Raw genomic sequence first — 15002 nt, forward strand, 5'->3', positions numbered from 1 at the left:
CGAATCCTTCATGGCTCACCATTTTCGCGGAAGTAGTTCAGTGGTAGAATACAACCTTGCCAAGGTTGGGGTCGCGGGTTCGAATCCCGTCTTCCGCTTAATTACTAAGGGGCCTTAGCTCAGCTGGGAGAGCGCCTGCCTTGCACGCAGGAGGTCAGCGGTTCGATCCCGCTAGGCTCCATATAAATAGGGAAAGCTTACATCATTTGATGTAAGCTTTTTTTGTATTTAAATTTCATTCCAAAAGGCAACTTTTCCATATATCGTTTAAAATGAAAAAAGGGGATTGAATAAGGGGGAGGTAATTATGAAAGTTGTCATTGCATCGGATTCATATAAAGAAAGCTTGAAAGCTATAGAGGTATGTGAAGCTATTGAAAGGGGCTTTGCAGCAATTTTTCCTAAAGCAGAGTATGTTAAAGTACCAATTGGAGATGGAGGCGAAGGAACGGTTGAAGCTCTTGTTGGTGCTACAATGGGGAGAATTATATCACTTAATGTGACAGGGCCGCTTGGAGAGAGCGTGCAAGCCTTTTATGGTATGTCTAAGGATAAGAAGACAGCATTTATTGAAATGGCGGCAGCATCAGGATTACAACACGTTCCAATTGAAAAGAGAAACCCACTTATTACAACGACAAAAGGGACAGGCGAACTGATATTACATGCATTAGATCAAGGAGCTAAACACATTATTTTAGGGCTTGGAGGAAGTGCTACAAATGATGGTGGGGCTGGTATGCTATCTGCCTTAGGCGCAAGATTTATAAATAGGAAAGGTGAGGTAATAGAACCCTCTGGAGGGACATTGCATTTGATAACCACTGTTGACCTTTCTAAGATTGATTCACGCCTGGAGGGTATAAAATTAGAAGCGGCATGTGATGTAGATAACCCTTTAGTTGGACTGAGCGGGGCATCTTTTGTATTTGCGAGACAAAAAGGTGCGAATGTAGAGATGATGAAAGAGCTAGATGAGAATTTAAAACATTATGCTAATATACTTAAACAATATGTGTCTTTTGATGTATCTGAAATACCGGGTGCGGGGGCAGCTGGAGGAATGGGAGCTGCTGTCGTTGCAGTGCTAAAGGGACAGCTAAGAAAAGGGATTGAAATTGTATTAGATTATACAAATTTTGATAAGTGTATAGAGGGTGCCGATCTTATTGTAACTGGTGAGGGAAGAATAGACGAACAAACAGCTTATGGAAAAGCTCCTATTGGTGTCGCGAAGCGGGCGAAATGTCGTCATATCCCTGTAATTGCTATTGGCGGATCTGTATCTCCGAACTATGAAATTGTTTATGAAAAGGGAATTGATGCAGTGTTTAGTATTACAGCTAGTCCAATGACATTAGAAGAAGCATATAAAGCGGCAGAAGAGAATATCGAAATGGCAGCAAAAAATATTGCAGCAGTGTGGAAATTAGCATCAGAAAAACGCTTCTAAATGTAGAAGTGTTTTTTTTGTTCAGTTATTTGAGGATATTTTGTGTAATTTTAGGTGGTGATGGAGAAAAGCACTGATAAAAATATTAGCTGATAGAAAAGTTAGTTGGTTCATTAAGTTAACTTTATACATCGAATAGTTTAAAAATTGGGATTCTAACGTAAATATAAGTGAATAAAATGTATATCCATGCAGAAAAATGTCGAGTTGAGTCAGACTATATAAAAGATTTAAAATATTTAGTGAAGGCATAAAAGGGGGATACTATCTATGAAAAAAGAAATCTCAGTTATTGGAGTTCCAATGGATTTAGGACAGATGCGTCGCGGGGTTGATATGGGACCAAGCGCGATCCGTTATGCAGGGGTAATTGAAAGAATCGAAGAAATTGGATATAACGTAAAAGATATGGGAGATATATGTATAGAGAGAGAAAAAGAAATAGCTGAAAATACAAAGTTAAGAAACCTTACACAAGTTGCAACTGTATGTAATGAATTAGCAAGTAAGGTTGATCATATTATAGAAGAAGGTCGTTTTCCGCTTGTATTGGGTGGCGATCATAGTATTGCTATCGGTACGTTAGCTGGTGTAGCGAAACATTATAAAAATTTAGGTGTTATTTGGTATGATGCACACGGTGATTTAAATACAGAAGAGACTTCACCATCTGGAAATATTCATGGTATGTCACTTGCTGCAAGTTTAGGATATGGGCATTCTTCACTTGTAGACTTATATGGGGCATATCCAAAGGTGAAGAAAGAGAATGTTGTAATTATCGGTGCACGTGCATTAGATGAAGGAGAAAAAGACTTTATTCGTGAAGAAGGCATTAAAGTATTCTCAATGCATGAAATTGATCGTATGGGTATGACGGCTGTTATGGAAGAAACAATTGCGTATTTATCTCATACTGATGGTGTTCATTTATCATTAGACTTAGATGGGCTTGATCCTCATGACGCACCAGGAGTTGGAACACCTGTAATTGGTGGTCTATCTTATCGCGAAAGCCACTTAGCGATGGAGATGTTAGCAGAAGCCGATATTGTTACATCTGCTGAATTTGTTGAAGTAAATACAATTTTAGATGAGAGAAACAGAACAGCAACAACAGCGGTTGCTTTAATGGGTTCTTTATTCGGTGAAAAACTGAAATGAATGTAAGAAAAGCAACTGTGAAGTTGCTTTTTTTATTGGAAAATAGGCGTATAATAACTTATATTACACTGTAGGATAAGAAAGTTTGACATCTTACCAATTTAAGCTAAGGGGGCGTTTGTAATTGTCGTTTGTTTCATGTATGGTATAATTAACTAGTTGTTGGAAATACATACAGATAGAGCATAAAATAATATTTCAATATATGGATAGAATTGCTCGTAAGTAGGAGGAAGGGTTAGCATGCCTTTTGAAGATACGACCATTTTGAAATATCTTAGTACGGCATTAGATATTGCTGTTGTATGGTTTATTATATATAAGCTAATTCTTATAATCCGGGGCACGAAGGCTGTTCAACTTTTAAAAGGTATTACAGTTATTATTGTCGTCCGGATGATCAGTATTTTACTTGAATTGCATACGCTATATTGGCTAACGGAACAAGTATTAACGTGGGGATTCTTAGCTGTTATTATTATCTTTCAGCCAGAATTACGAAGAGCACTTGAGCAGCTAGGACGAGGCAGCTTGTTTTCACGTGTAGGAACTCACGAGGACGATGAACCTGAAATTGTTGCAACAGCGATAGCGAAAGCAACGGAATATATGGGAAAACGTAGAATTGGTGCATTAATTACGTTGTCAAAAGAGACTGGGATGGGTGACTATGTGGAAACGGGTATTCCGCTGAACGCAAATGTTTCATCAGAATTACTCATTAATATTTTTATCCCTAATACGCCTCTTCATGATGGAGCAGTAATTATGCAGGGAAGTACAATTAAAGCAGCAGCATGTTATCTTCCGCTATCAGAAAGTCCGTTTATTTCTAAGGAGTTAGGAACAAGGCATCGTGCTGCAATGGGAGTTAGTGAAGTTACTGATAGTATTACAGTAGTTGTGTCGGAAGAAACGGGTCAAATTTCTTTAACGAAAAACGGTGAGTTACATCGTGATTTGAAGACAGAACAGCTGAAGGATATGTTGTTAACAGAATTTAGTGGGAATGAAAAAACGACTTCTTCGTCTTTATGGAATTGGAGGAGAAAGCGTCATGGATAAGTTAATGGAGAATAATTGGTTTTTAAAAGGAATCTCATTACTATTGGCGTGTATGCTTTTTATGTCAGCAACTTTAACTGAAAAAAATACAACATCAAGTATATTACCTTTCGTAAATGAATCGAAAGAAACATTAACTGATTATCCCATTACCCTTAAATATGATGAAGAAAAGTATATTGTAAGTGGTATTCCACAAGGTGGAGTCAAGGTGAAGTTAGAAGGGCCAAAAGCAGCGGTTGCTACAGCAAAAGCAAAAAGCCAATTTAATATACCTGTTGATTTGCGGGATCGTCCAGAAGGAACTTATGAAGTTTCTTTAAAAGCAAATGGTCTCCCAGATGATGTAAAAGGGATAGTTCAACCAGCAACAATTAAAGTCACTCTTCACGAAAAAGCTAAAAAATATGTTCATGTAGATTTAAAATTATCAAATGAAGATCAGATGCCAGCAGGTGCTACTATTGAGAAATCAAGTATTAAGCCCGACACTGTTGAAGTCGTTGGAACAAAAGAAGAAATAGAAAGTATCTCATCGGCTAAGGCATATATCGACTTAAAAGGCGTTAATAAAACTGTTACAAAAACAGCAGACGTTACATTATACAATAAAGAAGGAAAACGTTTAAATGTAAAAACAAATCCATCTAAAATAAGTGTAACGGTGAATGTAGCGACACAAGCTACAGCAAATAACGTCGAAAAAACAGTTCCTTTAACATATTCGAAAAAAGGGAATTTACCAGAAGGTTTAGCTGTTACAAATATTAGTGTTGAACCAAAAGAAGTAACGATAGCAGGTCCAAAAGACATTTTGGATAATATACAATCTATAGAGGGGGTCGAGGTAGATCTTAGTCAATTGACGGATTCTACAACATTCGATGCCTCTGTTTTATTGCCAAAAGGTGTAACAAGTGCAAAACCAAATCAAGTGAAGGTTTCCGTAGGGGTACAAAAGGTAAAACAAACGAAAAGTAAAACTATTGACGGTATCCCGATTCAAAAAAATGGAATTCCGAATGATGTTACTGCTCAGCTACTTTCGCCACAAGATGGAAAGATAAGCGTTGATATTTCAGGAGAAGCAAGTATAGTAGATAAAATAACAGCTGCTCAAATAACAGCGGCGATTAATCTGCAAAATGTATCTCCGGGGACGAAGGATGTTTCTATTCAAGTGAGCGGTCCTGGTAATATTTCGATAGAAGCAAAACAAAAAAGTGCTAAAGTCACAATTGTGAAGAAAGAAAAGCCGGATAAAGAAGTACAAGGTAATATTGAACCACCAGATTCAAAAAACAATCAAGAAAATCAAACTGAAAAACCAAAAAATCCTGAACCGGATCCAGAAAAGGATCAGGAAAAAGATAAAAATAAAGAACAAGACAAAGAAAAAGACAAAGAAAATGGCCAAGAAACGAGCCAAGAACCAACAGTAGATAATCAAAAAGAGCACGAAAAAGGAGCGAATAATAATGGGTAAATATTTTGGTACAGACGGAGTACGCGGGGTTGCAAATAAGGAATTAACACCTGAATTAGCATTCAAGATTGGACGTTTTGGCGGCTATGTATTAACAAAAGATACAGATCGTCCAAAAGTAATTATTGGTCGTGATACACGTGTATCTGGACATATGTTAGAAGGAGCTTTAGTAGCAGGTCTATTATCAACTGGAGCAGAAGTAATGCGTCTTGGTGTTATTTCTACACCAGGTGTGGCTTATTTAACAAAAGCTTTAGATGCACAAGCGGGTGTTATGATTTCTGCATCTCATAATCCAGTACAAGATAACGGAATTAAGTTCTTCGGTTCAGATGGTTTCAAATTAACAGATGAGCAAGAAGCAGAAATTGAAGCATTATTAGACAAAGAAGTTGACGAGTTACCACGTCCAACAGGTACTAACCTTGGCCAAGTGAGTGATTATTTTGAAGGTGGACAAAAATATTTACAATACATTAAACAAACTGTAGAGGAAGATTTCTCTGGTTTACATATCGCTTTAGATTGCGCACACGGTGCGACTTCTTCTTTAGCTCCATACTTATTCGCAGACTTAGAAGCTGATATTTCAACGATGGGAACTTCTCCAAACGGTATGAATATTAACGAAGGCGTAGGATCTACACATCCAGAAGTCTTAGCTGAATTAGTAAAAGAAAAAGGTGCTGATATCGGACTTGCTTTTGATGGTGATGGCGACCGTTTAATCGCTGTAGATGAAAAAGGGAACATCGTTGATGGCGATCAAATTATGTTTATTTGCGCGAAGTATATGAAAGAAACTGGTCAATTAAAACATAATACAGTTGTTTCAACAGTTATGAGTAACTTAGGTTTCTACAAAGCACTTGAAGCAAACAGTATTACAAGTGATAAAACAGCAGTTGGTGATCGCTACGTAATGGAAGAAATGAAACGTGGTGGATATAACTTGGGCGGAGAACAATCAGGTCACATTATCTTACTTGATTACATTACAACTGGTGATGGAATGTTAAGTGCACTTCAACTTGTAAACATCATGAAAATGACGAAAAAGCCATTATCTGAGCTTGCAGGTGAGATGACAAAATTCCCACAATTACTAGTAAACGTTCGTGTAACAGATAAAAAACTAGCATTAGAAAATGAAAAAATTAAAGAAATTATTCGTGTTGTAGAGGAAGAAATGAACGGAGACGGTCGTATTCTTGTTCGTCCATCTGGAACAGAACCACTTATTCGTGTAATGGCAGAAGCACCGACACAAGAAATTTGTGATGGGTATGTACATCGTATTGTAGAAGTTGTGAAAGCTGAAGTTGGCGTTGAATAATTAGCCGATTTTATTTAAAAGGAGCACAAAAAGTGCTCCTTTTTCATATGTTTTATAAACAATGAAAAAAATTTCATTGACGATTTATATTGTTTGTTATACGATGGTCTTGTTCTTTTTCTCAAAGGAAATATTGTAAATTATAAAAGCGCCAGAACTACAAGTAGTGTAGTTGACGAGGTGGAGTTTATCGAGATTTCGGCGGATGACTCCCGGTTGTTCATCACAACCGCAAACTTTTACTTAAAACATTAAGGTGACTTAGTGGACAAAGGTGAAAGTGTGATGAGAGAAGAGGAACGGATGAATACTAGCTGTATAAGTATATACGGACTTTAACCCAATCGAGAGGAAGGTGAAAGCCGTTACAAGCTTACAGGGCTAGCAATATGTAATCCGTTTTTTAGTATAAATAAAAATGGTATCGGACTATGTCGTTACATGTTCGCAGAGCAGTGTAAGCATTTGTAACGGCGACTAAACATGTGTGGAATCGTAGGATTTATTGGAGAGCAAGATGCAAAGGAAATTTTATTAAAAGGTTTAGAAAAGCTAGAATATCGCGGATATGATTCAGCAGGTATTGCAGTACAAGCAGAGAACGGTGTTATTGTATACAAAGAAAAAGGCCGTATCGCAAAACTTCGCGAAGTCGTAGAAGAGAATGTAGCAGCAAGCGTGGGAATCGGTCACACACGCTGGGCTACACATGGTGTTCCAAGCAAACTAAATGCGCATCCGCATCAAAGTACATCAAAACGCTTTACACTAGTTCATAACGGTGTAATTGAAAACTATGAGTTAGTGAAAAAGGAATATTTACAAGATGTAACGTTCGTAAGTGAAACAGATACAGAAATTATCGTGCAGCTTATGGAACAACAAGTAAGTACAGGACTAAGTGTAGAAGACGCGTTCCGTCAAACGTTATCTCTTTTACATGGTTCTTACGCAATTGGACTACTTGATGCTGAAAATCCAAACATGATTTATGTTGCTAAAAACAAAAGCCCGCTATTAGTAGGTGTTGGTGACAACTTTAATGTTGTGGCGAGCGACGCTATGGCGATGTTACAAGTTACAGATCAATTTATCGAGTTAATGGATAAAGAAATCGTAATTGTAACAAAAGAAAGCATTACAATTAAAAACTTACAAGGTGAAACGATTGAACGTGCACCGTTTACAGCGGAATTAGATGCAAGTGATATTGAAAAAGGAACGTATCCTCATTTCATGCTAAAAGAAATCGATGAGCAACCACTTGTAATCCGTAATATTATTCAAAAGTATCAAGGTGAAAATGGCGAGATTGAACTGGATGCAGATATCCGTAACGCAATTTTAGATAGCGATCGCATTTACATCATTGCATGCGGAACAAGTTATCATGCAGGTCTTGTTGGAAAGCAATTCATTGAGAAATTTGCGAAAGTACCAGTTGAAGTACACGTAGCAAGTGAATTCTCTTATAACATGCCATTATTAACAGAAAGACCATTCTTTATTTACATTTCACAAAGTGGTGAAACAGCTGATAGCCGTGCAGTACTTGTGCAAACAAATGAAATGGGTCATAAAGCATTAACGATTACAAATGTACCTGGTTCTACGCTTTCTCGTGAAGCTGATTATACACTTCCTTTATATGCGGGACCGGAAATCGCAGTTGCATCGACGAAAGCATACACAGCACAGCTTGCAGTACTTTCAATCTTAGCAGCTGACATTGCAAAAGCGAAAGGTGAAGTTCTTGATTTCGATTTAACACACGAATTAGGACTTGTAGCAAATGCAATGGTAGTACTTTGTGATCAAAAAGAAGAAATGGACGCATTAGCAAAACAATTTTTAGCAACAACGCGTAACTGCTTCTTCATCGGACGTAGCGTAGACTTCTTCGTAGGTTTAGAAGGTGCGTTAAAACTAAAAGAAATCTCTTACATCCAAGCAGAAGGATTTGCTGGAGGAGAATTAAAACACGGTACAATCGCCTTAATCGAAAACGGTACACCAGTTATCGCACTTGCTACACAAGAGCACGTAAACCTTGGAATTCGTGGTAACGTGAAAGAAGTAGTAGCACGCGGAGCTAACCCATGTATCATCTCAATGAAAGGCTTAGAAATGGAAGGCGACAGCTTCGTATTACCAGCTGTACACGAAGCACTAGCACCGCTAGTAGCAGTTATTCCATTACAACTTATCTCATACTACGCAGCACTTCACCGCGAGTGTGACGTAGATAAGCCACGTAACTTAGCTAAGTCTGTTACGGTTGAGTAGGAAATTGGTAGAGTAACTAGTGTATTGTTGATTTGAAAGAAAGTCACCCCTTTGGATATGATTATCTAAAGGGGTGTTTTTGTGTCGAAAAGAAAAAGAACAACTAAAATCGATAGTGAGGAAATGGCAGCGGGGGAAATTATTAGCCTTGGCTTAAAATGCAAGGTGTTTCCTAATTAGGGTGTTCAACAAGATTAATAGGTATAAAGACCGCCAGACAACATGAATTTTTATCAAATTTGGAACGGAATCGCTTTTATTTAACTGAATTTTCCGTTATCGTTTAGGTATTCGTGAAAAAATTCCTTTATTATCACAAGAAGAGAGGATTATTATTGCTGAAGAGCTTGGGATTAAACACCCAGCTGATCCAATTGTTATGGCAACAAACTTTTGACTAACAGTTGGTAAAGGACGGGGTATTACAGTGGCGAAAGCTAAACACAGTTCTAAAGGATTCAGCATATGACAGAGGTTTATCCCGCTATTTGCGGGCAGTAAGACTCCCCCGAAATTCGGCGAATGCGAGGAAGTTAGGTGGGGGTCGGGCTGCCCGTAAAAACCCGATTGGTAAGGGCTAATAATCAGTGGGTGATGGAAACCACCCCCACTGATTAAAGTTTTACTTTATTGAACAAATTAGATTACTAGACATTACGAGGGGGATTATTAATGAAAATGAAGGGAAAAACATATTTAAGTATAGAAGAAATTATTTTATTACCAACCTTATCAGGTACAAACATAAGTGATGATGGCCAAAAAGTAGCGTTTGTTAAGAAGACAGCTAACTGGAAAGACAATACATATAGGAATCATGTATGGATATATGAAAAAGATAAGGTGCAGAGTTACCCATTAACAAATGGGAATATAGATAGTACATGCCCATTATGGTCTCCAAATTCTAGGAACATCGCATACCTTAGCCCTGTTGGTAATGGGAAAAATCAGATCTTTGTTAAGTCGATAGATGGTTATGGCGTGGTTCAAATTACTGATGAGAAAGAAGGGGTCAGTAATTTTAAATGGGAGCCTACTGGCAAGGGTTTTTATTATGTTGCGCAGTCAAAAGAATGTGAGGAAATAAAGAAACGTAAGGAACTATATGGAGATTTCCACCATGTAGGTAAGGAACAACGGAATAATTGTTTATACTACATTGAAATAGAAAAAGTGATACAAAATGATAAAGAGGAACGAGAGGTTAGCGGTGTTTATCAATTAATTGAGGGTAAGGATTTTTATATACATAACTTTGACATTTCAAATGATGGGACAAAGGTTGTATGTATGGCTACACCAAGCCTAAACGATCATATAAATGGTGATCTATACATATTAGATGTTGAAGTTGGGGAACTACAAAAGATGAATATAGATAAGTTGTTGGGCGGGAGCGTTTGCTTTTCTCCTGAGGGCAGCAAAATATGTTACTCAGCAAGCATAAGAGAGAAGGAATACTATAGAAACCATATACAAGAAAGCACATTAGAGATATATGATATGAATACTGGAGAGGTAATTCAGCCTCTAACAAACTTTGATAGTACGGTTATGCCATTACAGTGGACAGCTAAGGGGATTTTAATTAGATGGCAGGATAAAACGAATTACCTTATTGGATTGCTATGTGAGGATGGCACTGTGGAAATGTTAAGTGACAAAGTAGATGGCTTTATAATGGATGCTTCTATAACAAGGGATGGAAAGCATATATCCTATAGTAAGGCTATAACAAATGAAACCTTTGAAATCTATTTAGACAATAAAAAAATAACGGATGAAAATAGCTTTTTTAAAGGGAAACTGAAAAGTAACAGGGAAATAATCTCATGGCAAAGTAGCGATGGTCTTGAAATAGAGGGTGTTTTATCAACTCCAGTAGAGTTTGATGCAAGTAAAAAACATCCCTTATTAGTAGTAATCCATGGTGGTCCGGCTTGGGCATCCTTCCCAATATTTTCAGACTGTTTTAATGAAAAATATCCGATTGAGCAGTTTATCGAAAAAGGCTTTATAGTTTTAGAGCCAAACTATAGAGGAAGTTCTGGTTATGGTAATGAGTTCTTAAAAGCAAACTATAGAAAACAGGGAATTGCTGACTACGATGATGTTATATCTGGAGTGGATAAACTAGTTGAAGAAGGGATTGCAGATAAAGATAGAGTAGGGGTTATGGGATGGAGCAACGGGGGATATATATCAGCTTTCTGTTCTACATTTAGTAATAGATTTAAAGCTATTTCAGTTGGAGGTGGAATTACTAACTGGAGTACCCATTATGTGAATACAGATATCCCTTACTTCATTAGGATGCATTTAGGAAATACTCCATGGAATGATCCAGAGATATATACGAAAATATCACCAATGACGTATATTAAATCAGCCTGTACGCCTACCTTAATCCAGCATGGCGAAAAGGATGCAAGAATTCCAATTCTAAATGCATATGAGCTATATGAAGGATTAAGGGATATGGAAGTTGATACAGAATTAATTATATTTAAAGGAATGGCATATAGTTCTGACCAGCCAGGAATTCATGTGGCTATTATGAAGCAGAATTTGATGTGGTTTTCACACTATATTCTTGGAGAAAGTATGGAAGGTTTTAGGGTTTTATAATGTCTTGTTTTAGTCTTTAAGCTTTTTAGGTGCTTGAAATAAAGTCGTACACATTTATCCGGTTATATATGATTGAGTTTAATATTTCGGATAAGGCAAACTGTGAAATATTTTGGTGTAAATGAGAAAAGAGCCTGAATGTAGGCTCTTTCCTTATTTATATTTAAAAGATGAACTGTTCTTATGCAGTTTTACTTAATTTATATGCTTCAGGGTTATTTTTTTTGAAAAGTTTTGGGAAAACATAACCATCTAATCCAATACGTCCAGCATTCTGTCCTGCAACTAAAATGAACATAGTTAAAATAAGCAGGTTTGGGTTTACACTAACAGTTCCGCTTAATAAAAATGAAAGGTTCATTATGATTCCGAAAAATGCAGCTGTTTTTGTTAATCCACCTAAAATCAAACCTAGACCTACTAAAATTTCTCCCCATTGAACTAAAAAGCTAAATAGGTCTGCGTTTGGAAGAACAAAATGTTGAAGGAAATCTGCCCACCAACCTTGTACTGCAGGGTGACTACCTGATGCTTGAGCGATAGCTCCTTTTAGAAAACCACTTGCATCAAAAGACTGTCCAAAAACTTTGCCTATTCCAGCAGCGAGCCATGCATATCCTATGTAAAGTCGTAAAAATAATAATATGAAAGTAGCTCGTTTATCAGTTCTTAAAAAATTGATAACCATTGAAATCCCTCCAGTATTCTATTTACATGTTTATTATATATCCATTGTGAATAAATTCACAATGGAGGAAATGTGAACGAAGATAGGTTGTGAGTAATTGTTTTATTTTTTGTAACATTTCATCTATTTTGGTAGACTAATAATAGAGATATATGGAGAGGGGACAAAGACTCGATATGTGTACGAACTTGTAATGATTAGAAATGAGATAGATGAATTTTCCTCTCATAAGTGAGGGTTTATTTAGCTATCTGTAAATCATTCAAGGACTGCATATTTAGCTTGTACATCCCTTTTGTAAGGATAGATACCTATGTCGGGAAATTTATATCTCTCATATAAAATATGCGTCCTTTAATTTGGAGGAGTATATAATGAATCAATTAAAAAATAAAGTAGCAGTTGTTACAGGTGTTAGTCGTCTAGATGGTATTGGGGCAGCGATTTGTAAAGAATTAGCTGAAGCAGGATACGATATATTTTTTACGTATTGGACGAATTATGATAAAGAGATGCCTTGGGGCGTTGATCAAAATGAACAAATACAATTAAAAGAAGAGCTGCTACAAAAAGGTGTGAAAGTATCAAGTACGGAGTTAGATTTAACTCGGAATGATGCACCAAAGCAGCTTATAAATAAAGTTACTGAACAATTAGGGTACCCTCATATACTAATTAATAATGCAGCGTATTCTACGAATAATGATTTCTCTAATTTGACTGCCGAAGAGTTGGATAAGCATTACATGGTAAATGTTCGTGGGACTACATTGTTAAGTAGTGAGTTTGCACGTGGATTCAAGAAGAAGTCCGGTGGTAGAATCGTTAATATTACTTCGGGATAATTTAAAGGGCCTATGGCAGGAGAGTTAGCGTATGCAACAACGAAGGGAGCTATCGATGCGCTCACTAGTACGTTGTCAGCAGAAGTGGCCCATCTAGGGATAACAGTGAATGCAATTAATCCAGGTCCAACTAATACAGGATGGATGACAGAAGAGATAAAGCAAGGATTAAAACCGATGTTTCCTTTTGGTAGAATAGGCGAACCGAAAGATGCAGCAAGACTTATTAAGTTTTTAGTGAGCGAAGAAGCCGGATGGATTACAGGGCAAGTTATTCATTCAGAAGGTGGATTTAAGAGATAAATTTATAAATAAAAAGAAGGTATCTCATTTCAGTGAGATACCTTCTTTTTAATCTTTCTTCAATCTTCGTGCTATACCATTCCCTAATGACTGTAATCCTTGAACAAGAATGATTAAAATAAAGACTGTTGCATACATTACTTCAGGTTCGTAGCGTAAATGTCCGAAACGATATGCTAGGTCACCAAGTCCGCCAGCGCCTACAAGGCCAGCCATTGCTGTTGCGCCAATTAAGCCGATTGTTGCGATTGTTAACCCGAGTACAAGGGATGGACGGGCTTCTTTAACCATGACGTGCCAAATGATTTTAATAGTAGAAACTCCCATTGCTTGATATGCTTCAATAACACCACGATCTACTTCTAGTAAAGCTGTTTCCATTAAACGTGCAATATAAGGGGCTGTGAAGACAACAAGTGGTACGATAACACCTTGCACGCCAATGGACGTTCCCATTAGAAACTTTGTAAAAGGTAAAATGAAGAATAATAGAATGATAAATGGAAGAGAACGAATGATATTAATAACTGTATTAAGAATAGGATAGATAATTTTATTTTCTCGCTGTCCACCAGGTCTCGTTAAAACAAGTGTGACACCGAGTGGTAATGCAATAAGGATAGATATAAGTAGTGAAATAGATGTCATTTGAAATGTTTGAATTGTTGCTTCCCATATTACGTTACCCCACTCATCCAAAAAGGACTTGTTTCCCATAATCTGTTCTACCTCCTTCTACGATAATTCCTTGTTCTTGTAAAAATGATAAGGAACGGTGTACTTCACTTTTTTCACCTTGCATATGAACGACCAGTTTTCCATATGCCTCATGTTTTAACTGCGTAATATTGCCTGATAAAATATTAGGATATACGTGGAAACGTTTTGTAGCGATAGCTAACGCGGGTTCTCCTGAAGCGGTTCCTATAAATGAAAGTGTTACGATTTCTCCAGTACTTTGTAGCTCTTTCTGTACCTCTTCTGGAATTTTAGCTGTAAATGCGCTATTTACAAATTTCTTCGTTGTTACATGTTGTGGGTTTGTAAAAATGTCCTTCACTGTTCCACTTTCAACGACAGATCCATGTTCCATTACAGCAACTTGGTCACAAATACGCTGGATGACATTCATTTCGTGTGTAATTAGCAAAATCGTAATTCCGATTTCTTCGTTGATCTTTAATAATAAGTCAAGAATAGAATCGGTCGTTTCCGGATCTAATGCGCTTGTTGCTTCATCACTTAATAAAACTTCAGGCTCATGAGATAGTGCGCGAGCGATCGCTACACGCTGTTTTTGACCACCAGAAAGTTCACTTGGATAGGCATCTTTTCTATTGAAAAGATCAACAATACGTAAATACTTTTCTACCCTTTTTTCAATTTCATTTTTGGGAAGACCAGATAGACGTAAGGGTAGTGCGATGTTTTCATAAACGGTAACGGTTTTAAGTAAATTGAATCCTTGAAAAATCATGCCGATCTTTTGTCTCGCTTTTGCGAGTTCTTTTGTCGATAAGGTTGTTAAATCTTGTTCGTTTACAATGATACTTCCTGTCGTTGGTTTTTCTAATAAATTTACACAGCGAATTAATGTACTTTTACCAGCGCCGCTATATCCGATGATTCCAAATACTTCGCCCTTTTTTACTTTAAGGGAAGTTGGTTTAAGGGCCTCAACATTCCCTTTTTTTGTTGTAAATACTTTGGAGACTTTTTTTAATTCAATCATTATAGTCAGC

At 37.0% G+C, this 15002-nt stretch carries 10 protein-coding genes, 2 tRNA genes and 2 pseudogenes; 11 read left to right on the forward strand and 3 right to left on the reverse strand.

Annotated elements, in window-relative coordinates:
* The first annotated feature begins 26 nt into the window (after nt 1–26).
* The 10 genes and pseudogenes from V7038_RS10835 to V7038_RS10880 all read left to right on the forward strand — a co-directional run bounded on the left by V7038_RS10835 (nt 27) and on the right by V7038_RS10880 (nt 11424).
* Nucleotides 27–98, forward strand: a tRNA-Gly gene (locus tag V7038_RS10835).
* Between the two features lie 10 nt (nt 99–108).
* Nucleotides 109–181, forward strand: a tRNA-Ala gene (locus tag V7038_RS10840).
* Nucleotides 182–307: 126 nt separating this feature from the next.
* Nucleotides 308–1453, forward strand: coding sequence for a glycerate kinase (locus tag V7038_RS10845; protein ID WP_335470179.1), 1146 nt, complete (start codon nt 308–310; stop codon nt 1451–1453).
* A gap of 270 nt (nt 1454–1723) precedes the next feature.
* Complete coding sequence (gene rocF, locus V7038_RS10850; RefSeq protein ID WP_002113337.1) at nt 1724–2617, forward strand: arginase; 894 nt, start codon at nt 1724–1726, stop codon at nt 2615–2617.
* A 243-nt stretch (nt 2618–2860) separates the two neighbouring features.
* Nucleotides 2861–3682 (forward strand): diadenylate cyclase CdaA, encoded by an 822-nt coding sequence (cdaA, locus tag V7038_RS10855; protein ID WP_002113339.1) that lies wholly within the window; start codon nt 2861–2863, stop codon nt 3680–3682.
* Complete coding sequence (locus tag V7038_RS10860) at nt 3675–5168, forward strand: CdaR family protein (RefSeq protein ID WP_199661711.1); 1494 nt, start codon at nt 3675–3677, stop codon at nt 5166–5168. The genes cdaA and V7038_RS10860 overlap by 8 nt, the downstream gene beginning before the upstream one ends.
* A complete protein-coding gene (gene glmM, locus V7038_RS10865; RefSeq protein WP_002113341.1) occupies nt 5161–6507 on the forward strand; it encodes a phosphoglucosamine mutase in 1347 nt (448 codons plus the stop codon). The genes V7038_RS10860 and glmM overlap by 8 nt, the downstream gene beginning before the upstream one ends.
* A gap of 285 nt (nt 6508–6792) precedes the next feature.
* Nucleotides 6793–6978 (forward strand): annotated as a pseudogene (locus tag V7038_RS10870) (hypothetical protein).
* Nucleotides 6979–6990: 12 nt separating this feature from the next.
* Entirely contained in the window at nt 6991–8793 is a 1803-nt protein-coding gene (gene glmS / locus V7038_RS10875) for a glutamine--fructose-6-phosphate transaminase (isomerizing) (protein WP_002202047.1), read from the forward strand.
* A 672-nt stretch (nt 8794–9465) separates the two neighbouring features.
* Complete coding sequence (locus tag V7038_RS10880; protein WP_335470182.1) at nt 9466–11424, forward strand: S9 family peptidase; 1959 nt, start codon at nt 9466–9468, stop codon at nt 11422–11424.
* Nucleotides 11425–11605: 181 nt separating this feature from the next.
* Here the strand turns inward: V7038_RS10880 and V7038_RS10885 are convergent, their stop codons facing one another.
* The gene (locus V7038_RS10885) at nt 11606–12112 is read right to left on the reverse strand and encodes a DoxX family membrane protein (protein WP_070146132.1); all 507 of its coding nucleotides are present in this window, start codon (nt 12110–12112) and stop codon (nt 11606–11608) included.
* A 374-nt stretch (nt 12113–12486) separates the two neighbouring features.
* On the opposite strand from V7038_RS10885, the pseudogene V7038_RS10890 reads away from it, so the two are divergent.
* Nucleotides 12487–13260 (forward strand): annotated as a pseudogene (locus V7038_RS10890) (SDR family oxidoreductase).
* Nucleotides 13261–13308: 48 nt separating this feature from the next.
* Here V7038_RS10890 and V7038_RS10895 read toward each other — a convergent pair.
* Together V7038_RS10895 and V7038_RS10900 are read right to left on the reverse strand one after the other, a co-directional pair.
* A complete protein-coding gene (locus V7038_RS10895) occupies nt 13309–13977 on the reverse strand; it encodes a methionine ABC transporter permease (RefSeq protein ID WP_000527155.1) in 669 nt (222 codons plus the stop codon).
* Nucleotides 13952–14992, reverse strand: coding sequence for a methionine ABC transporter ATP-binding protein (locus tag V7038_RS10900; RefSeq protein WP_199661695.1), 1041 nt, complete (start codon nt 14990–14992; stop codon nt 13952–13954). The genes V7038_RS10895 and V7038_RS10900 overlap by 26 nt, the downstream gene beginning before the upstream one ends.
* Nucleotides 14993–15002: the final 10 nt, after the last annotated feature.

Origin of the sequence: Bacillus sp. JJ783 (genome assembly GCF_036963225.1) — a bacterium.
GTDB classification, from domain to species: Bacteria; Bacillota; Bacilli; order Bacillales; family Bacillaceae_G; genus Bacillus_A; species Bacillus_A cereus_U.